At 36.8% G+C, this 19,542-nt stretch carries 22 protein-coding genes; all 22 read left to right on the top strand.

The features are described from left to right. Position 1 precedes the first annotated feature (1 nt). The 22 genes from atpH (at position 2) to ACR1PO_RS00440 (ending at position 19,526) form a co-directional block, all read left to right on the top strand. Positions 2–541, top strand: coding sequence for an ATP synthase F1 subunit delta (gene atpH, locus ACR1PO_RS00545; RefSeq protein WP_002979112.1), 540 nt, complete (start codon positions 2–4; stop codon positions 539–541). Positions 542–557: 16 nt separating this feature from the next. Continuing rightward, positions 558–2,135, top strand: coding sequence for a F0F1 ATP synthase subunit alpha (gene atpA / locus ACR1PO_RS00540; RefSeq protein ID WP_002979113.1), 1,578 nt, complete (start codon positions 558–560; stop codon positions 2,133–2,135). Between the two features lie 76 nt (positions 2,136–2,211). After that, a complete protein-coding gene (gene atpG, locus ACR1PO_RS00535; protein ID WP_002979116.1) occupies positions 2,212–3,075 on the top strand; it encodes an ATP synthase F1 subunit gamma in 864 nt (287 codons plus the stop codon). A gap of 268 nt (positions 3,076–3,343) precedes the next feature. Continuing rightward, on the top strand, positions 3,344–4,702 hold the full coding sequence (locus ACR1PO_RS00530) for a hemolysin family protein (RefSeq protein WP_374464278.1): 1,359 nt from the start codon (positions 3,344–3,346) through the stop codon (positions 4,700–4,702). A gap of 15 nt (positions 4,703–4,717) precedes the next feature. Then, positions 4,718–5,023, top strand: coding sequence for an ATP-dependent Clp protease adaptor ClpS (locus ACR1PO_RS00525; RefSeq protein ID WP_002979120.1), 306 nt, complete (start codon positions 4,718–4,720; stop codon positions 5,021–5,023). A gap of 211 nt (positions 5,024–5,234) precedes the next feature. After that, complete coding sequence (gene udk / locus ACR1PO_RS00520; protein ID WP_002979122.1) at positions 5,235–5,849, top strand: uridine kinase; 615 nt, start codon at positions 5,235–5,237, stop codon at positions 5,847–5,849. Positions 5,850–5,853: 4 nt separating this feature from the next. Then, positions 5,854–6,210: an FtsB family cell division protein gene (locus tag ACR1PO_RS00515; protein WP_433985452.1), complete on the top strand. Its 357-nt coding sequence runs from the start codon at positions 5,854–5,856 to the stop codon at positions 6,208–6,210. Between the two features lie 96 nt (positions 6,211–6,306). Then, positions 6,307–7,470, top strand: coding sequence for a methylmalonyl-CoA mutase family protein (locus ACR1PO_RS00510; RefSeq protein WP_433985451.1), 1,164 nt, complete (start codon positions 6,307–6,309; stop codon positions 7,468–7,470). A 75-nt stretch (positions 7,471–7,545) separates the two neighbouring features. Next, positions 7,546–7,725, top strand: a complete 180-nt coding sequence (locus ACR1PO_RS00505) for a GxxExxY protein (protein WP_433985450.1) — start codon at positions 7,546–7,548, stop codon at positions 7,723–7,725. Between the two features lie 25 nt (positions 7,726–7,750). Then, on the top strand, positions 7,751–7,924 hold the full coding sequence (locus tag ACR1PO_RS00500) for a GxxExxY protein (protein WP_433985449.1): 174 nt from the start codon (positions 7,751–7,753) through the stop codon (positions 7,922–7,924). Between the two features lie 33 nt (positions 7,925–7,957). Beyond that, positions 7,958–9,106, top strand: a complete 1,149-nt coding sequence (locus tag ACR1PO_RS00495; RefSeq protein WP_433985448.1) for a class I SAM-dependent methyltransferase — start codon at positions 7,958–7,960, stop codon at positions 9,104–9,106. Between the two features lie 136 nt (positions 9,107–9,242). After that, complete coding sequence (locus ACR1PO_RS00490) at positions 9,243–9,512, top strand: hypothetical protein (protein ID WP_232720057.1); 270 nt, start codon at positions 9,243–9,245, stop codon at positions 9,510–9,512. 156 nt (positions 9,513–9,668) lie between these two features. After that, complete coding sequence (locus ACR1PO_RS00485) at positions 9,669–11,048, top strand: dipeptidase (protein WP_332386617.1); 1,380 nt, start codon at positions 9,669–9,671, stop codon at positions 11,046–11,048. A gap of 209 nt (positions 11,049–11,257) precedes the next feature. Next, on the top strand, positions 11,258–12,175 hold the full coding sequence (locus tag ACR1PO_RS00480; protein ID WP_433985447.1) for a T9SS type A sorting domain-containing protein: 918 nt from the start codon (positions 11,258–11,260) through the stop codon (positions 12,173–12,175). Positions 12,176–12,254: 79 nt separating this feature from the next. Next, entirely contained in the window at positions 12,255–12,959 is a 705-nt protein-coding gene (locus tag ACR1PO_RS00475) for an SDR family oxidoreductase (protein WP_433985446.1), read from the top strand. A gap of 219 nt (positions 12,960–13,178) precedes the next feature. Beyond that, positions 13,179–14,195: a T9SS type A sorting domain-containing protein gene (locus tag ACR1PO_RS00470; RefSeq protein ID WP_433985445.1), complete on the top strand. Its 1,017-nt coding sequence runs from the start codon at positions 13,179–13,181 to the stop codon at positions 14,193–14,195. A gap of 244 nt (positions 14,196–14,439) precedes the next feature. Further along, positions 14,440–15,186, top strand: coding sequence for an electron transfer flavoprotein subunit beta/FixA family protein (locus ACR1PO_RS00465; protein ID WP_047429867.1), 747 nt, complete (start codon positions 14,440–14,442; stop codon positions 15,184–15,186). Between the two features lie 40 nt (positions 15,187–15,226). Continuing rightward, positions 15,227–16,174: an electron transfer flavoprotein subunit alpha/FixB family protein gene (locus ACR1PO_RS00460; protein ID WP_433985444.1), complete on the top strand. Its 948-nt coding sequence runs from the start codon at positions 15,227–15,229 to the stop codon at positions 16,172–16,174. A 189-nt stretch (positions 16,175–16,363) separates the two neighbouring features. Beyond that, positions 16,364–16,963, top strand: a complete 600-nt coding sequence (locus ACR1PO_RS00455; protein ID WP_332386621.1) for a bifunctional nuclease family protein — start codon at positions 16,364–16,366, stop codon at positions 16,961–16,963. A gap of 22 nt (positions 16,964–16,985) precedes the next feature. Continuing rightward, positions 16,986–18,368, top strand: a complete 1,383-nt coding sequence (locus ACR1PO_RS00450; protein ID WP_433985443.1) for a nucleoside permease — start codon at positions 16,986–16,988, stop codon at positions 18,366–18,368. 340 nt (positions 18,369–18,708) lie between these two features. Continuing rightward, on the top strand, positions 18,709–19,113 hold the full coding sequence (locus ACR1PO_RS00445) for a hypothetical protein (RefSeq protein WP_433985442.1): 405 nt from the start codon (positions 18,709–18,711) through the stop codon (positions 19,111–19,113). Between the two features lie 2 nt (positions 19,114–19,115). After that, entirely contained in the window at positions 19,116–19,526 is a 411-nt protein-coding gene (locus ACR1PO_RS00440; protein WP_433985441.1) for a hypothetical protein, read from the top strand. Positions 19,527–19,542: the final 16 nt, after the last annotated feature.

Raw genomic sequence — 19,542 nt, 5'->3', positions numbered from 1 at the left:
AATGCTTACATCTAAAGTAGCTAAAAGATACGCACAAGGTTTACTTGACTTCACCAATGAAGCAGGGCAAACGGCTACTGTATTTTCAGAAATGAAAGATGTAGTAAAGGTAATGGCTGAATCTAAAGATTTAAACAAGTTTTTCCTTACTCCTTACATCGATTCTAAAAAGAAAATAGAAGTAGCAAACGAAATATTCAAAGGTTTATCTGTTTCTTCTCAAAATCTGATCAGATTGGTGATTAAACACGGACGTGAAAACCAATTGAAAAATATCGCTCAGGAATTCATCAACAAAGTAGAAGACCTTAGTGGTGTACAAAGAGTAACGCTTACTACAGCAACTCCGCTTTCAAAAGAAAACCTTGACCAGATTTTAAGATCTACAAATCTTGTAAATGCTGATTCAAACTTTGATCTGAAAGTAAATGTTAAGCCTGAAATTCTTGGAGGATATATTCTGAGAGTAGGTGACCAGCAGGTAGATGCGTCTGTGAAGACAAAACTGAACCAAGTTAAAAAAGATTTCCAATTAAATTAAGAAAAACAACCATACAATGGCAGAAATAAATCCGGCAGAAGTATCTGCGATCTTAAAACAGCAATTGGCCAACTTCGATACTCAATCAAACGTTGAGGAAGTAGGTACAGTTTTAACCATCGGTGATGGTATTGCTCGTGTATACGGGTTAGAAAACGTACAATACGGAGAGTTGGTGAAATTTTCTAGTGATGTAGAAGGTATTGTACTTAACCTTGAAGAAGACAACGTGGGTGTTGCTCTACTTGGTGAAAGTAAATTAGTAAAAGAAGGTGATACAGTAAGAAGAACAAACAGAATCTCTTCTATCAAAGTAGGAGAAGGAATGTTAGGAAGAGTAGTCGATACTCTTGGTAACCCAATCGATGGTAAAGGTCCTATTACTGGGGATTTATACGAAATGCCATTGGAAAGAAAAGCTCCTGGAGTTATCTTCAGACAGCCGGTAACTGAGCCTTTACAGTCAGGTATCGTTGCAATCGACTCTATGATCCCTGTAGGAAGAGGACAGAGAGAGCTTATCATCGGTGACAGACAGACAGGTAAAACTACTGTTGCGATCGATACGATCATCAACCAAAAAGAATTCTTTGATGCTGGTAAACCAGTATATTGTATATATGTTGCTATCGGTCAGAAAGCTTCTACTGTAGCACAAATCGTTAAAACTCTTTCTGATAAAGGAGCTTTAGCATATACTGTAATCGTTGCGGCTAACGCTTCTGATCCGGTTCCGATGCAGGTATATTCTGCGATGGCAGGTGCTGCTATCGGGGAATTCTTCAGAGATACAGGTAGACCGGCGCTTATCGTTTATGATGATTTATCTAAACAGGCTGTTGCTTACCGTGAGCTTTCTCTACTATTAAGAAGACCACCGGGCCGTGAAGCTTATCCTGGAGACGTTTTCTACCTTCACTCAAGACTATTGGAAAGAGCTGCAAAAGTAATCGCTGATGACGAAATTGCTAAGCAAATGAACGATTTGCCAGAGTCTCTTAAGCCAATCGTAAAAGGTGGTGGTTCATTAACAGCCCTTCCGATTATCGAAACTCAGGCTGGTGACGTTTCTGCATATATCCCTACAAACGTAATCTCTATTACAGACGGACAGATCTTCCTGGAGTCTGATCTGTTCAACTCAGGGGTTCGTCCTGCAATTAACGTAGGTATCTCTGTATCAAGGGTAGGAGGTAATGCTCAGATCAAATCAATGAAAAAAGTATCTGGTACGTTGAAGCTTGACCAGGCTCAGTATAAAGAATTGGAAGCGTTTGCTAAGTTCGGTTCTGACCTTGATGCTTCTACGTTGGCAGTAATCTCTAAGGGAGAAAGAAACGTGGAGCTTCTTAAGCAGCCGGTAAACTCACCGCTTCCGGTAGACAGCCAGGTTGCTATGATCTATGCTGGTACTGAGAACTTATTGAGAAACGTTCCATTGAACAAGATTAAAGAATTCCAGCACGAGTATATCGAGTTCCTTAGATCTAAGCACCCTGATACAATGGCTGCTATCAAATCTGGAAAAATCGATAACGATATTACAGGTGTTCTTAAGCAGGCAGCTAACGATTTAGCTTCTAAATACAACTAAAAAATTCAATGTTTAAGGTTTAAAATATAGCGTTTTAAGCCTTAAACTTTAGACCTTAAACTTTGAACCCAAATTAATGGCAAACTTAAAAGAAATACGAGGCAGAATTACGTCAATTTCATCTACGATGCAGATTACACGTGCTATGAAAATGGTTTCCGCAGCGAAACTTAAAAAAGCACAGGACGCAATCGTAATGCTAAGACCTTATTCTGAAAAATTACAGGAGCTTATCCAGAATGTAAATTCTAGCTCTGATCCTGACCAGGTTTCTGTATATGCTCAGAAAAGAGAGGTTAAAAGAGTACTTTTCATCGCTGTTACTTCAAACAGAGGTCTTGCGGGAGCTTTTAACTCTTCTATCGTAAAGGAGCTTAACATCCAGTTCCAGAACAACGCTCAGTATGAGATTGAAGTTCTTCCGGTAGGTAAAAAAGTATATGATGCTGTAAGAAAAAACCGTTCGGTTTATGCTAATGGAAGCTCTGTTTATGATAACCTGAACTTTGATACAGTTGCACATATTACTGAAGGAGTAATGACAAGCTTCAAAGAAGGAAAGTTTGATGAAGTTTATGTTATCTATAACAAATTCGTTAATGCAGCTACTCAGGAAGTAACCACAGAAAAACTTCTTCCGATCTCAATGCCTGAAAATACAGAGCCACAGGTTGAAACTGATTATATTTTTGAACCTAACAGAGCTGAAATCCTTGATAATTTGATTCCAAAGTCTATCAAAACTCAGGTTTTCAAAGCGATCTTAGATTCAGTAGCATCTGAGCACGGAGCGAGAATGACAGCAATGCACAAAGCAACAGATAATGCTCAGGCTTTAAAGAATGATCTTGTGATCTTCTACAACAAAGCAAGACAGGCAGCAATTACCAACGAAATCCTGGAAATTGTTTCCGGAGCAGAAGCTTTGAAAAATTCGTAAAGAATTATTTTAACATACAATTAAAGCACCGATCAGTTCGGTGCTTTTTTTATTTTACAGCTTGAAAATGCCATTTAATGTCCAAAAAATGCCTTATTGATATCATAATGAGAATATACCTCAATTATTTTTTTTGTTGAGAAAAAACAGGGTCAGATCACTTCAAATTCTTCTTTCAAAAATTCCTTCATCGAAATAATCTATCCCGGATTCAGGTTATTTTTATTTTACATATCTTTGTACTTAATAAAATTTATACAACTTCTAAATGGACTCGGACATAGTCAGGCTTTTGCTGGCCTTATTTCTTGTTTTACTAAATGGCTTCTTCGTAGCCGCAGAATTTTCAATTGTTAAAGTTCGTTATTCGCAAATTCAGTTAAAAGCTGCAGAAGGAAATTCTATGGCTAAGCAGGCAGAACATATCATCAAGCATCTTGATGAATATCTTTCCGCTACACAATTAGGAATTACATTGGCATCCCTAGCCCTGGGTTGGGTAGGAGAAAGTGCCCTGCATCATATTGTTGAAAATATTTTCCATTCCCTTAATATGGAAATGAGCCAGGCTTCCATTACTTCGGTATCACTGGTGATCAGTTTCGTATTAATCACCATCATGCACATTGTGTTTGGTGAGCTTATTCCAAAATCAATTGCGATCAGAAAATCTGAAGCAACGACCATGGCAACAGCAGTTCCATTGAGAGTTTTCTACCTGATCTTTAAACCGTTTATCTGGTTGATGAACTCGATGTCAAATGGTTTCCTGAGATTAATCAAAATCCATCCGGCTTCCGAACAGGAGATCCACTCTACGGAAGAACTCCAGCTTCTGGTAAAACAGAGTGCGGATAGCGGCGAGATTGAAGAGGAAAACTATGAGATCATCAAAAATGCATTTGATTTTACAGACCATTCTGCCAAGCAGATCATGGTGCCGAGACAGAATATTACTTCCATAGACTTTGAAGAAGATATCAATGAGATTATCAACAAGATTATGGACAGCGGATATTCCCGTATTCCTGTATATATTGATTCAATTGACAATGTGATCGGGATTTTCTATACCAAGGAAATTATAAGGGAATATGTAAAAAGAAAAGGAGACCTTGATCATGAAGACCTTAAAGATCTCATGAGGGATGCCTTCTTTGTGGTGGAAAGCAAAAAAGTTTCAGATTTGCTGAAGACCTTTCAGCTTAAAAAACAGCATATTGCCATTGTTATTGATGAATTCGGAGGAACAGAGGGGATTATTACCCTGGAAGATATTCTTGAAGAGCTGGTAGGGGAAATTCAGGACGAAGAAGATGATGAGGAAAAAATCGTTGATAAAATTGCTGAGAATACCTATTGGGTACAGGCTACCCAGCCTTTGGACGAAATCAATGAGTTCTTACCTAAAAAGCTGCCGCTTTCTGAAGAAAGTGAATATAATTCATTAGCAGGATTTATTCTTTACGAACTGGAAGAGATTCCTGAAGAAAATCAGGAGTTTGACCTGGCTAACTACCATTTTAAAATTCTGAAGATGAATAATAAAAGTGTTGAGCTGGTAGAGCTGGTGTATGAAGAGCCCAGCACTGTCGATAACTTGGCAGACAAAATCGGAGAAGTTTAAAACAAAACCGTAACAATGAATTTTTATAACAGTATAAAAGATTACGAAAACCCAAAACGTCAGTATGAAGAAGAAGTCCTTGTTCTGGATGATACGGATGACGTTTATAAGCTGGTACTGCACAATGACGATATTCATACCTTTGATTATGTAATTGACTGCCTGATCGAAATATGCAAACATACCCTGGAGCAGGCTGAGCAATGTACAATTCTTGTTCACTACAAGGGTAAATGTACCGTAAAAACAGGTTCAATGGATGTATTGAAACCTATGCATGAAAAATTAATTTCGCGCGAATTAACAAGCGAAATCGTATAAAAATAAAGTCCGGTAATAAAATTTACCGGATTTTTTTATGAAATCCAGAGAGTAAATTTGAGTAATAACAATAAATCATAAAGACTGGCCGGTTTCCTGAAAATATTTTAATCTTTAAAAGCTTTAATCTTTTAATTTCTCAACACACTTACATTGTCACATTTTATCTAAAATAGTATATTTGTACCAACTATAAAGAAACAAAAAAACAATGCTTGTAATAGGAATTGCCGGTGGTACAGGATCCGGCAAAACTACAGTTGTTGACAAAATACTTCAGCAGCTTGATATTGAGGGAATGAATATCCTCTCTCAGGATAATTATTATCACGACAACCAGGGTCTTACATTGACGGAAAGAGAGGCTTTAAATTATGACCATCCAAAATCAATAGACTTTGACTTACTGATAAAACATGTAAAAGCTTTAAAAAACAACGAGCCGATTGAACAGCCGATTTACAGCTTTGTTACTCATTCCAGAACAGGAGATCATGTCACTGTAGAACCTAAAAACGTATTGGTAGTAGAAGGAATTCTTGTTCTTACCAACAAAGAATTACTGAAAGAATTTGATCTGAAGGTATTCGTTCATGCTGATTCTGACGAAAGATTAATCAGGAGGATCAGAAGGGATACCCAGGAAAGGGGAAGAGATCTTAGTGAGGTGCTGCACCGTTATCAGACCACTTTGAAACCCATGCACCAGGAATTCATTGAGCCGTCTAAAAATGAGGCCGATCTTATTATCCCCAATATGAAGCAGAATTCCGTAGCGATAGATTTTTTAACTACTGTTATTAAAAACTCGTTGAAAAAACATTAAAAAAATGGAAGAAAACAACCTTATCAAAGACATTCAGCCGAAATCTGAAACATTCAAACTTATTCAGAAATATGTTTTGAACAAGTATACCATTACGATCTGTCTGTTTTTGGTATGGATGATTTTTTTCGACAAAACCTCATTTCTTGTTATTAACGAACTGAATGGTGAGATTCATAAATATGAAGAGCAGCTGGACTATTATAAAAAAGAGTACGAGAAAAATGATGCTTTTTATAAAAAACTGATGAATAACAAATCAGAGAAAGAAAAATATGCAAGAGAAAATTATTTTATGAAAAAACCGAATGAAGAAATCTTCATTTTGGTGGTAGACAGTACAAAAGCCACTAAGAAATAATAAAGTTGAATAGAATTTCAATGTGAAATATATTTAATTTCAAAAATTCACTTGCCAAGCAAAATTCACTATTGACAATTCACAAATAAAAAACTAATGTCAAATACAGATATACTTTCAAACTGGGAAAATTTAGTCAGAAAACAGCTTAAAACAGAGGATATTTATCCTGTTTTAGAGAAACAGAATCTGGAAGGAATAGAGGTGAAGCCTTTTTATACAGAAGTGCAGAAGCCTTTGGCAAACCTGCCCAGAGTTGAAGAAAGTACCCATCTGGTAGCAAGATACCATGAAAGTCTGGAAGAGGAAGTATTTGCATTTATGCTGGACCAGAACGTAGAAAATCTGGATCAGAAGACTCTTTTTGTGAATAATAAAGATCTTGCAGGGCATATCAGTCCTAAAGAAGAAGATCAGTATTTTTCGCTGATCGATGTTTTTAATGAAAAAGAAGGAAGTATTGATGATCAGCTGGCAAAAGAATTGCTGGCAAAAGGTTTTAAAAGAAACATCTGTGTAGATATATCACTCCACCAGAATGCAGGAGCGGCGATTTATCAGCAGCTTGGTATTGCCCTTGCCAAAACCAAAGAATTAATAGAGGCATACGGTGCTGAAATTGTAAACAACCTTATTTTCAGAATAGCGGTAGGAGGAAACTATTTCTTTGAAATGGCAAAGCTGAGAGCTTTTAAAATAGTCTTTAACCAGCTTTCCAAAGAATACGGACTGGATGAAGTTCCTTACATCTTCGCAGAGACTTCACTGCGAAATAAAGCCATTTCAGACAATGAAAACAATCTGATTCGGTCTACACTGGAACTTGCTTCAGCCATGATTGGAGGAGCTGATGCCGTTTTTTCCAACAATTACCTTGTTGACAGAAGTACAGATAACTCGGAAGAAATTTCCTTCAAGCAACAGATTGTTCTGGCCTACGAAAGTATCATCAATGTATTTGAAGACGCATCTAACGGAAGTTATTATGTTGAAGATATTACCCGTCAGTTTGCTGAAAAAGCATGGGCTTTGTTCGTTGAAATGGAAGAAGCGGGGGGATATCTTGAGTTATTAAAACAGGGAGTTGTTCAGAAAAAGATCTACGATCATGCGATTGAAGAACAGCAGTGGATTGAAGAAGGAAAAATAAAGCTGATCGGAGTAAATCTATACCCTAAACTAGACGTTAAAAAATCTGTTGCTGATCTATACAACGAAAAAGAAATAAAAGCGGTTCGCTGGGCTGAAATGTTTGAATAAACTGTATTGTTCCCGCAGATTTCTCAGATGACACAGATTTTACAGGTAAACTGTAGAAACTAAATTATAACACAAATGAATGAGAATGAGATACGTTTTTACATCAGAAAATCTATTTTTTCTGTATATAGTGAACTGGGACCAGGTTTATTGGAAAAAGTTTACGAGAAAGTTTTGGCACTTGAATTGAAAAATAACGGTTTAAGCGTTAAAACCCAAGTCCCAGTACTCATTACGTTTAAGGAGTTTTATTGATTCAAGCTTTATTGCAGATATAATTGTGGAGGATAAAGTTATTATCGAAATAAAATCAATTCCTGAAATAATTAATGTTCATCACAAACAGCCCTTAACCTATTTAAAATTGACCAACCTGAAATTAGGAATACTGGTTAATTTCAATACTGATTATATTGATAAAAGTATTATTCGAAAAATAAACGGAAACATTTAATAAGCATAATAATCTGTGCAATTTGTGAAATCTGTGGGAAACAAATTACTAAACAAAGAAATCCAAAACTACATCAATGCAAATCTGAATACAGATTTACACACATTACTGCTGAAAAAATCCCCGTTTCCGGAAGTATCCATGCATGAAATTGCTCAGCAGATCAAAGGAAAACAGGTTGCAGAGAGAAAATTTCCTTTTCTGTTGAAAGAAGGGATCATTTTTCCGCCGCAGCTTAACCTTGAGCAGTCATCATCAGAAAAAACAGCCCTTTACAAATCGGAAACTTTACAAGGAAATAAATTCATTGATCTGACAAGCGGCTTTGGTATTGATGCTTACTACCTGTCTCAAAACTTTGATGATATTACTTTAATAGAGCAGAATACAGAACTTATTGAGATTGTTGAACATAACTGGAAGATTTTAGGACGTCAGGCAAAATTTATCAACAGCAAACTTGAGGATTTCCTAAACGAAAATCAGGAACATTTTGATGTTATTTATCTTGATCCGGCGAGAAGAGACCAGAATAAAAACAAAGTTTTCCTTTTGGAAGATCTGTCGCCTGATATTCTTGAAATTCAGGGAAAATTACAGTCTTTTTCCAATCTGGTAGTCATTAAACTTTCTCCGCTCATTGATCTTAAATACCTTGTTTCAGTGCTGCCGGGTATTGTAAGAATTGATATTATTGCCCTGAAAAACGATGTGAAAGAAGTAGTTGTATTTTTATCCAACAAAAATACGGGCAAGATTCTCTGCAATTGTGTAAACCTTGATAGCAATGAATCTGTTTTTACTTACACGTTTGGGGAAGAAGAAACTGCACAAGCTGAATACTCTGAGCCTGAAAAATACATTTATATCCCCAATAATGCTGTTTTGAAAGCGGGAATTTTTAATTTGGTTTCACAGAAATTCGGATTAAAAAAGCTTCACCCGAATAGCCATCTCTATACTTCCGGTGAAAAAATAGAAAACTTTCCGGGAAGAATTTTTGAAATGGTAATAATTGATTCTAAAAGTATTAAGAAAAAAGATCAGTTTAATATTATTTCAAAAAATTACCCTTTAAAACCCGAAGAAATCAAAAAGAAATATGGCTTAAAAGACGGAGGAGACCGGTATCTTATTTTTACACAATCCAAAAAAGGAAAAATTATATTAAAATCAGTATAAAAATGTTGCCGAAAAAAGCAGGATTTCTTACTTTTGGGCAATCAAAAATTTAAGCATGAGATCGCTTGCTGTTTGGAAGATTATACAGACTGAAAATAGTGCGGTTTCATATTACCTTTAAAAAATAATTTTACATATGAAAAAATTAGTGATATGTTTGGCGATTGCAACGGTGGCGGTAAGCTGTAAAAAAGTTCCGCAAGGAGGAAACAGAGGTGCTTTGAAACTTGAAGAAGGAGTAGAAAGATATTCTGATGATCCTCAGGGTGGAGCTCACGGGCATGAAGCTGCTGCAGAGCACAAAGAAGAAACTCCTGCACAACCGGAAGCTGCTGCTCCGAAAACAGACAGTACTGCGGCTGCAAAACCTGCTGAAGCTGAAAAAGCTCCAAAAGCTGAACACTAATTACAAGTACAAAATATATAATTGCCCTGTTTCTGCAGGGCATTTTTTATTAAAAAGAGTGCTATAGTGCTCATTAGCATGACGTTGGGAAAATCCTGCCTTTTTGTTTGTCCCTGCCGGCCATTTTTTTTAATTTTAACAAAATAAATTTTTACAATGCAAGAGACATTAAATTACATTAACGAAAACAAGCAGCGTTTCGTGGATGAATTATTTGAGTTATTGAGAATTCCTTCTATTTCTGCAGATCCCGCGTATAAAGATGACGTTTTGAAATGTGCAGACGTAGTGGCAGAACACCTTAAAAATGCAGGAGCTGATCATGTTGAAGTTTGCCAGACCAAAGGATATCCAATTGTTTTCGGAGAGAAAATTTTAGATAAAAATTTACCAACAGTACTGGTATACGGACATTATGATGTTCAGCCGGCAGATCCGTTGGAATTATGGAACAAACCACCTTTTGAGCCTTATATTGAGAAAACGGAATTACACCCTGAAGGAGCAATCTTTGCCAGAGGCGCTGCAGACGACAAAGGGCAGTTTTTCATGCACCTGAAAGCTTTTGAAGCCATGATGAAAACCAATGCTCTTCCTTGCAACGTTAAATTTATCTTGGAAGGAGAGGAAGAAGTAGGATCCGTAAGTTTAGGCGACTGGGTAAATGAAAATAAAGAAAAATTAGCCTGCGATTGTATCTTAATTTCCGATACACATATTTACAGTAACGAACAACCGACTGTTACAACAGGATTAAGAGGATTAAGCTACGTAGAAGTAGAAGTGGAAGGTCCGAACAGAGATTTACACTCAGGGCTTTACGGAGGAGCGGTTCCAAACCCTATCCACGTTCTTTCAAGAATGATTGCTAATCTGATTGATGAAAACGGTCATATCACCATTGACGGATTCTACGACAATGTAGAAACGGTTTCAGATGCAGAGAGAGCTGAAATGAATAAACTGAAGGACAATCCGGAAGAATTCAAAAAATCAATTGGATTAAGCAATATTGAAGGAGAAAAAGGATACACAACTTTAGAAAGAACATCTATCCGTCCTACCTTAGACTGCAACGGAATCTGGGGTGGTTATACAGGAGAAGGTGCAAAAACGGTAATTCCTTCAAAAGCTTTTGCTAAAATTTCAATGCGTTTGGTTCCTTACCAGACTCCACAGGAGATCACGGAAAAATTCACGAAATATTTTGAAAAAATCGCTCCGGATACAGTAAAAGTTAAAGTGACCCCTCACCACGGAGGGATGCCATATGTTTTACCAACGAATACCAAAGAATTTGCTGCAGCAAAGCAGGCCATGGAATCTGCTTTTGGAAAAGAAGTACTTCCATACAGAGGAGGAGGAAGTATTCCGATTACAGCGATGTTCGAACAGGTTTTAGGCGCTAAGTCTGTACTTATGGGATTCGGATTGGATTCTGACGCCATTCATTCTCCAAACGAACATTATGGACTATTCAACTTCTATAAAGGAATTGAAAGTATTCCGTTATTTTTTGAGAATTATTCAAAATAATTAAACAAAAACAAGATATGATAAGGTATTTCTGAGAAGAGATACCTTATTTTTGTTTTATTTTCTATCATAAAATACATTTGGAAGGCTGTTTTTAAAGGGCTGAAAAATTAAATTCCCTGATAATAAAAGCGTTATTTTTTTATTTGCAATAAGTTATTTCACTATTCATGGAAAGTTTATATTTTTAATACAAAACTTGAATTACTATGAAAAAATACTACTCAATTGTATTTTTAATATCGTCAGTTTGCATTTTTGCACAGCAGTCCATATCCTTTGAGTCTACTGAGGGATTCAGTACTGGAGATATTAACGGCCAGGCAGGATGGATCAGTACTCCCACTGGAGGGGTTCCTCAAAATGTAACCCATCAGACCGTCAGCCTGGATAAAGCAAGCGATGGCAGCAGCTCCCTGAAAATTGTTAAGGAAAATACTTACGGGACCCAGAGTGCACCCATTATCGGAGGGTTTTATAACTTGCCGGCGCCTCTTGCCTGCAACAATTTTTCTGTATCATTCGACATTAATATGTCACAGCTTAACGGCTCTGATTTTGGTTTTCAGGGAGTAAATGATATGGATGACCAGTTTGTTGTGAGGCTGGATTTCGAAAAAACAGGATTGGTAAAGCTCCTGAATACGGTATCAGGCATACAGAACCTGATTCCTGTACCTTCAACCTGGCTGCCTAATATCTGGTATCGGATTAAAGTAGTAGGGACCGCTACGGATGTCATATATTACCTTAATGATCTGTTGATTTATACAGGCCCGCCAGCAAGTTCTTTGCCTATAAATCAGCTTCGTTTTGTGCATAATAATGCATTGGGTTCTGCCTATATTGATAACATTAAAATCAATAATCAAGCAACTTTATCTACAAAAGATCCGGTTAAAAATGAGGTGAAATTATCTGTTTATCCAAACCCGGCTACTGAGGTTATAAAGATCACAACTTCTCAAAAAATAAGGCATATTGAAGTATATGACCTGTCAGGAAAAAGAATGGATGCAACTGTAAGTGGTGATCAGGTATATGTGAAAAATCTGTCTTCCGGGACTTATTTACTCAATGTGGAAACAGACGGAAGAAATTTTACAGAGAAGTTCATCAAAAAATAATTCCTGATAAATCTTAGCATCAGCAAAACGTTCCGATTGGGGCGGTTTTGTTATTTTAGAGAATTAAAATTTTAATCATATGCCAGAAAATAAAACCGCTTATATAACAGGAGGAACCAAAGGAATAGGTTTCGGGATTGCGAAAATTTTGCTTGAAAACGGCATCTCTGTCGCATTTTCAGGAAGAAAAAGAGAGGATGTGATGAAGGCGGAAGAAGAACTCAGACAGTATTCACAAAACGTATTAGGAATTGTTTCTGATGTAAGAAACCTGGAAAGTGAACAGGAAGCGGTAAAATATACGATTGAAAAGTTCGGAAGACTGGATTATGTGGTGGCGAATGCAGGATTGGGGATTTTTAAGCCAGTAGATGAACTTACCGCAGAAGAATGGAACGATATGATAGAGACCAACCTTACAGGTGTTTTTTACACCTTAAAAGCCTCTGTTGAAGAACTTAAAAAAACAGAAGGTTATTATATCACCATTTCCAGTCTCGCAGGTGCCAATTTCTTTGAAAACGGAACAGGGTACAACGCTTCAAAATTCGGGGTAGTAGGTTTCACACAGGCCGCCATGATTGATCTAAGAAAATATAATATTAAATCTACTGTGATTATGCCGGGCTCTGTAGCCACTCACTTCAATGGAAACGTTCCTTCGGAAAAGGACAGCTGGAAGATTCAGCCTGAAGATATGGGGAATCTCGTATTGGATATTCTGAAGATGAATCCACGGGTTTTGCCAAGTAAAATAGAATTCAGGGCAACAAAACCTTTGTAATGATAGCGCTGAAGTATCTCTGTAATAAATGCTTTTAAATTATCAAATTAACCTCTAATGTATTAATCAATACTATTTTTATTCGTACGCAGCTTTCAGGATGTCTGATTAGCCGTAATCTTCAGGAATACGGTGTCTTTATCGGTAAATCTACCTAATAACTGGTATTGATTTCATTTGTAAACTGAAGTAAGTTTGAATCTGAATTAAAAATAGTATATGAAAAATTTTCTATCAATTAATGCATTCTTGTTGATTCTATTTCAAACATTGAACGCCCAGACACTGGAAAGTGACAGTTTTAATGCTTATACCATCGGAAATGTCGGAACGGATATCACTGCATCTGTTCCAGGACAAGGAGGGTTTTATACAGATTTTCCCGGAGGTTCAAATTCAGATGCACAGATTGTGAATGTAGATGCTTCACACGGAAAATCTCTACAGCTTACCGGAAGTGCGGGTGCATCAGCAACAAAATTTATATGGAAGAACGGGCTGGGAGCAGCCTGGGCGGCAAGAACCTCTGGAAATGATATTCTTAAACTGAGCTTTAGTCTTTACACAGGAAGTCCCACAGGAGGTGTAGGAAGAGGGACTGTTTTAATATATGACGGGACCACTCATAAAACGCTGCTTGGTGCAGGATACGAGTATGATACACAGAGAATTGTAGGAATTGCATATTACACTAAAATATCAAACGGAGTAACAGGCAACTATCTTTTTTATCTGGAGCCACCTGCCTATTCCTATCCACCTAATACCTGGATTACTCTGAACTGTACATTTAATAAAACTACAGGAGCAGTTACGTGGACAACGCCTGGAGGTGTTACTTACGGGCCTGCATCCACGCATGTTCCGGCAGCGGCGGGTGTAGATCCTTTTGAGCTGGATTTTGTATCAGTAGCTGGTGTAGGGAATACCGTAGCACATATCACTTCTTTTGATGACTATATGGTAACCGCAACAAATAATGTGACATTGGTAACCAGAGAGGCTGTGGCGGAAGAACCCAATGTTTCAGTCTATCCGAATCCTGCAGCTGATTTTATTCATATACAATCTGAATCCCCTGTCACTAAAATTGAAATTGTTGATATTGCAGGAAGAAAAAAGGAGATGAATTTTGATCATGATAAAATAGATATCAGAAATTTGACTCCCGGAATTTATATCATCAGCATAGAAATTAAGGGAAGCAAATTTTCTAAAAAGTTCATTAAAAAATAAGGACAATCATTATTTTAATAACCTGTAAACGCCCTGAAATAGGGCGTTTTGTTAATTTTAATGCTCTGAATAGCAAATCAATATATATTATGCATGCATAATATATTTTTTGCTTATATTAGCAAAAATTAATTCAAACAGAATCTCTGCAAAAATCGTCATGGATTAATGCACCAAAGGGAAAATAAAATAGTACGCATGAAACCGTAAGGTGACATATGACAATAAAAACAATAAGCAACATATGAAAATATTAGTTTGTATCAGTAGTGTTCCGGATACTACTTCTAAAATTAACTTTACAGCAGATAAATCTGCTTTCGACAAAAACGGAATTCAATGGGTGATCAACCCTCTAGATGAATTTGCATTGACAAAAGCGGTTAAACTTCAGGAATCTCAGGGAGCAACAGTAACAGTAATCAACGTAGGGGATGCTGCTACAGAACCTGTCATCAGAAAAGCTCTGGCTATTGGTGCTAATGATGCAGTAAGAGTAAATCTAGATCCGAAAGACAGTTATTCTACAGCAAAAGAAATTGCAGCAGTAGCTCAAAACGGAGGATATGATCTTATCCTTTGCGGAAAAGAATCTATCGATTATAACGGAGGTTCTGTTCCGGGAATGGTAGCTCAGTTATTAAACCAGCCTTTTGTAAATGCATCAGTAGGATTAGACGTAAACGGAAGCGAAGCTACTGCAGTAAGAGAAATTGAAGGTGGAAAAGAAACTATTTCAGTGAAATTACCGGCAGTTATTGCAGGTCAGAAAGGGTTGGTAGATGAGAAAGATCTTATCATCCCGAATATGAGAGGAATTATGTCTGCAAGAACAAAACCATTGCAGGTAGTAGAGCCTTCTTCTTCAGAAGTAAAAGTGCAGGGTGTATCTTATGACAGTGTTCCGCCAAGAGCAGCTGTGAAAATGGTTTCTCCTGACAATCTGGATGAGTTGGTAAGATTACTTCACGAAGAAGCTAAAGTAATCTAATCTTTAAATTTTCAATCTTTAAATTTTTAAATGTAAAACAATGGCAGTATTCGTATACGCAGAAAATATAAACGGAGTTTACAAAAAAGCGGCTTTCGAAGCAGTTTCTTATGCTAAAGCTATCGCTGATAAGGCAGGAGATAGCGTTACAGCAATCTCTGTAAACCCCACTGACTCTTCAGATTTATTATATAAATATGGAGCGTCAAACGTAATCAATATCAAAGACGAAGGTCTTAAGAACTTCTCAGCAAAAGCATTTGCACAAGCGGTAAGCGAAGTGGCAGACGGAAATATCATCGTTTTCCCTCACACTACTGATGCTTCTTCTGTTGCTCCTATGCTTGCTGTGATGAAAAACTATTCTTTAATCACTAACGCATTGGAAGCTCCTGAAAGCCTTTCTCCTTTCCAGGTAAAAAGAAGAGCATTCTCCGGAAAAGGTTTCATGCATGCTAAAGCTGAAGGAAACGGAGTAATCGTTACGGTTTCTCAAAATGCTTTCGGTGTTAAAGAAAATGCAGTATCAGGTTCAGAAGAAGTGAAAAACTTATCTGTAGCGAATGAAGATACAAAAGTAATTTCTCACGAGCAGAGTTCAGGTAAATTAGACCTTAAAGAAGCTGAAATCGTTGTTTCTGCCGGTAGAGGGATGAAAGGTCCTGAAAACTGGGGAATGATCGAAGATTTAGCAAACGTTTTAGGAGCTGCTACAGCATGTTCAAAGCCTGTGTCTGATATCGGATGGAGACCTCACACAGAGCACGTAGGACAAACAGGTAAAGCGATTTCACCAAATCTTTACATTGCTGTAGGGATTTCCGGAGCAATCCAGCACCTTGCAGGGGTTAACTCTTCAAAAACGATCGTAGTAATCAACAGTGATCCTGAAGCACCATTCTTCAAATCTGCTGATTATGGAGTAGTAGGAGATGCTTTCCAGATTATTCCTGCATTAACAGAGAAAATTAAAGCAATTAAAGGATAAGAGAGTGAATTGTGAATAGTTAATTCCCTTTGCTCGTCAATTTTTAATTAAATAATTCACTTGCGAAGCAAAATTCACTATTGACGTTTGACAATCATCAACAATACAAATAAAAGCTCGGCTTTCCGGGCTTTTATTTTTGCGTAAAAAAGTGAAAACACAACAAAAAATTAATCTATATTTGTAGCTATGGATTATAAACAGCTAATTATTCGCGGAATATCGTACAGCCAGACCCAATCAGGCGCGTACGCATTGTTACTGGAGCATGAAGAAACACACATAAAATTACCTGTTGTTATAGGAAACTTCGAAGCCCAGTCTATCTCTCTAGGATTGGAAAAAGATATTCATCCGCCGCGTCCTCTTACCCATGATTTATTCACAAAATTTATAGTTTCTGCCAATTATGAATTGGTTTCTGTCATTATCTACCAGATTGTAGACGGAGTATTCTTCTCCAATATTAACTTTAAAAATAAAGTGACTGAAGAAGAACTGATTCTTGATGCCAGAACTTCTGATGCTGTTGCAATGGCTGTAAGATTTGATGCACCGATATTTACAACCCAGCAGGTATTAAATGAAGCCGGAATTTTACTGGAGCTGGAAGATGTTTCAAAAGAAGACCAGTCTTTCTCAGAAACTGTACAGACAGAAGATAATCTAAAATCTCTTTCTATGGAGGAGCTTCAGAAACTATTGGATGAAGCTGTGAAAGAAGAAGACTATGATACTGCCCTTGAGATTCAGGAAGAAATCAAGAGGAGGAAAAAGAAAATTGACTAAAGAGATACTTTTTATATAAACTATGAATTTAAAATTACGACTGACCATCCTCAGTTTCCTCCAGTTTTTTGTTTGGGGAGCATGGCTGATTACGATGGCAAACTTTTGGTTTGGCACAAAACATTGGGACGGAACTCAGTTTGGAGCTGTCTTCGGAACAATGGGAATTGCGTCCATCTTTATGCCAACCATTACTGGAATTATTGCTGACCGCTGGGTAAATGCGGAACGTATATTTTCAGTACTCCACATCCTTTATGGGGTTATTCTTTTCATACTACCTCATTCTGCAGATCCTAATTCTTTTTTCTCGGTAATGCTTGTGGCAATGTGTTTCTACATGCCTACCATCGCACTGGCCAATTCAATTTCTTATACAATCCTGAAAAATAACAATCTGGATGTAGTGAAAGACTTCCCGCCGATTCGTGTATGGGGAACTATTGGTTTTATTGTTGCCATGTGGATCACCAACCTTAGTGGAAATAAAGCTACAGAAGGACAGTTTTATATCGGAGGAGCCGTAGCAATATTCTTAGGAATCTATGCACTTACATTACCAAAATGTCCGCCGCAAAAACTGATTGATAAAAATTCACCGTTATCCGAGCAATTAGGTTTGAATGCCTTTAAGCTTTTCGGAAACTATAAAATGGCATTGTTCTTTATGTTTTCCATGCTTTTGGGAGCAGCACTTCAGCTTACCAATGCCTATGGAGATGTTTTCTTAAGTGAATTTGCCCATTTCCCCAAATATGCAGATTCATTCGTAGTACAGAGATCTACCATCATTATGTCTATTTCACAGGTTTCAGAAACATTGTTTATTCTTGCAATTCCTTTCTTCCTGAAGAAATTTGGAATTAAAAAAGTGATGTTGATGTCAATGCTCGCATGGGTTCTAAGGTTTGGATTCTTTGCTTATGGAGTTCCGGACGGATTCGGGCTTTCGTTGATTATTCTTTCCTGTATTGTATACGGAATGGCCTTCGATTTCTTTAATATCTCCGGTTCACTTTTCGTAGAAACAACTACTGATAAAAAAATACGTTCTTCAGCTCAGGGATTATTCATGATGATGACGAACGGTTTCGGGGCTGTTTTCGGAAGTTATATTGCAGGATGGGCCATCGACAAATTCTTTACCCATAAGTTTTCAACCGCTGCAGATCTGTCTGCTTATCTTGAAACCAGCCCTGATAATCCTACTTTCCTTGAAATTTTGAAGAACAGCTTCAATGCTGCTGTTAATTCAGATGGTACACTATCTTCTGTAGTGATGGTAAAAGACTGGCATCAGATATGGCTTTCTTTCGCAATCTATGCGTTAGTACTGGCGATATTCTTTGCTGTTTTATTTAAACACAAGCACAATCCGGAAGATGTTTCATCCGTAAAACATTAATTGAAACTTACATTGTATTAAGATATTAAATTGCATTTTGAAAAAAATGCAATTTTTTTATTTTAAGGTGATTATGCGGAGTAAATCTGCTTGTTCATAAGTACTTTACTTCTGCTTTTAATAATAATGCTTCACTGAACAAAAAATATGGTCTCCAGATAGGAATAAGAATAGCAAATGGTAATTTAAAATTTAATAATAAATTCATTTTTTCTTTACATAATAATTAAAAATATCAAATATTTTTTATGTCTAACAAGTGTTCGGGTGCTAAACTTCTATTTTTAAAACACACTGTTTAAAAGTGTGTTTTTTTTTGTATTTTGGCACTTTAGTAAATATGAAAAATATTCAGTTATTAGGATTAATTTTAGTCATCGTAGGCAGCTTTTTACCCTTGGTACATGTGCCTGTCATCGGAAACTGGAACTATTGGAAGCTTGATCATTATCTGGCTATTATGTGCTGGATTTTTTCTGCTTGTGCAGTTTTTGGAATTGTAAATAACAGTACCGGGGTCGTTAGATTTTTTGGTATTCTGCTTATCCTTTTATTCGGATTTACCTTAGTTGCAGTGAAAATGCAGTCGCTTCAATACTTTAGCTTTTTACCATTCAAATCTTGGCAGGAAACCTTTGCAGGAATTGTTAAGCTGAAATGGGGATGGGCGGTAGAGTTCTCAGGTGCTTTGATGATGGTTTTCGCAGGAGGAAATAAAAAAGTAAACAATAGAACACAGATATAAAAATGAATTTATTAAAAATATTTTCAGCTGGAATTTTGCTGACAGCAGCTATTCAGGTAGATGCTCAGGCAACAGGACAGAAAAAGCCGGATAATCCGCCTAAATGCGCCAATATAAAAGAAGGAAAATTTGTAAGACCCAATTATCCGGAAGAAATATGGCATATGACCATTAAGGATAATATTCAGACTGAATATTTGAATAATGGAAAAGATTACATCAAATCGACACTGGTTTTTGTGGATGACTGCAATTACAAAGTAATCGTGATGGAAAAATCAGATAAAAATAATCCTGCACAGATAGGAGATGTCTTCAATAATAAAATTGTAGCCACTCAGGATAACCTTCTGAAAGTGAATACTAAAATTGAAGGAACTCAATTTGATGTGGTGTACGTAAAAGTAAAATAAATTCAAACTATAAAAA

The organism is Chryseobacterium amylolyticum, assembly GCF_051011775.1.
Taxonomy (GTDB): Bacteria; Bacteroidota; Bacteroidia; order Flavobacteriales; family Weeksellaceae; genus Chryseobacterium.
This window is presented reverse-complemented; position numbering and strand designations above follow the sequence as displayed.

Excerpts from the sequence above, each read along its gene's own strand:
- atpH (WP_002979112.1), top strand. The coding sequence starts at position 2 with ATGCTTACATCTAAAGTAGCTAAAAGATACGCACAAGGTTTACTTGAC.
- atpA (WP_002979113.1), top strand. The coding sequence starts at position 558 with ATGGCAGAAATAAATCCGGCAGAAGTATCTGCGATCTTAAAACAGCAA.
- atpG (WP_002979116.1), top strand. The coding sequence starts at position 2,212 with ATGGCAAACTTAAAAGAAATACGAGGCAGAATTACGTCAATTTCATCT.
- ACR1PO_RS00530 (WP_374464278.1), top strand. The coding sequence starts at position 3,344 with ATGGACTCGGACATAGTCAGGCTTTTGCTGGCCTTATTTCTTGTTTTA.
- ACR1PO_RS00525 (WP_002979120.1), top strand. The coding sequence starts at position 4,718 with ATGAATTTTTATAACAGTATAAAAGATTACGAAAACCCAAAACGTCAG.
- udk (WP_002979122.1), top strand. The coding sequence starts at position 5,235 with ATGCTTGTAATAGGAATTGCCGGTGGTACAGGATCCGGCAAAACTACA.
- ACR1PO_RS00515 (WP_433985452.1), top strand. The coding sequence starts at position 5,854 with ATGGAAGAAAACAACCTTATCAAAGACATTCAGCCGAAATCTGAAACA.
- ACR1PO_RS00510 (WP_433985451.1), top strand. The coding sequence starts at position 6,307 with ATGTCAAATACAGATATACTTTCAAACTGGGAAAATTTAGTCAGAAAA.
- ACR1PO_RS00505 (WP_433985450.1), top strand. The coding sequence starts at position 7,546 with ATGAATGAGAATGAGATACGTTTTTACATCAGAAAATCTATTTTTTCT.
- ACR1PO_RS00490 (WP_232720057.1), top strand. The coding sequence starts at position 9,243 with ATGAAAAAATTAGTGATATGTTTGGCGATTGCAACGGTGGCGGTAAGC.
- ACR1PO_RS00485 (WP_332386617.1), top strand. The coding sequence starts at position 9,669 with ATGCAAGAGACATTAAATTACATTAACGAAAACAAGCAGCGTTTCGTG.
- ACR1PO_RS00480 (WP_433985447.1), top strand. The coding sequence starts at position 11,258 with ATGAAAAAATACTACTCAATTGTATTTTTAATATCGTCAGTTTGCATT.
- ACR1PO_RS00475 (WP_433985446.1), top strand. The coding sequence starts at position 12,255 with ATGCCAGAAAATAAAACCGCTTATATAACAGGAGGAACCAAAGGAATA.
- ACR1PO_RS00470 (WP_433985445.1), top strand. The coding sequence starts at position 13,179 with ATGAAAAATTTTCTATCAATTAATGCATTCTTGTTGATTCTATTTCAA.
- ACR1PO_RS00465 (WP_047429867.1), top strand. The coding sequence starts at position 14,440 with ATGAAAATATTAGTTTGTATCAGTAGTGTTCCGGATACTACTTCTAAA.
- ACR1PO_RS00460 (WP_433985444.1), top strand. The coding sequence starts at position 15,227 with ATGGCAGTATTCGTATACGCAGAAAATATAAACGGAGTTTACAAAAAA.
- ACR1PO_RS00455 (WP_332386621.1), top strand. The coding sequence starts at position 16,364 with ATGGATTATAAACAGCTAATTATTCGCGGAATATCGTACAGCCAGACC.
- ACR1PO_RS00450 (WP_433985443.1), top strand. The coding sequence starts at position 16,986 with ATGAATTTAAAATTACGACTGACCATCCTCAGTTTCCTCCAGTTTTTT.
- ACR1PO_RS00445 (WP_433985442.1), top strand. The coding sequence starts at position 18,709 with ATGAAAAATATTCAGTTATTAGGATTAATTTTAGTCATCGTAGGCAGC.
- ACR1PO_RS00440 (WP_433985441.1), top strand. The coding sequence starts at position 19,116 with ATGAATTTATTAAAAATATTTTCAGCTGGAATTTTGCTGACAGCAGCT.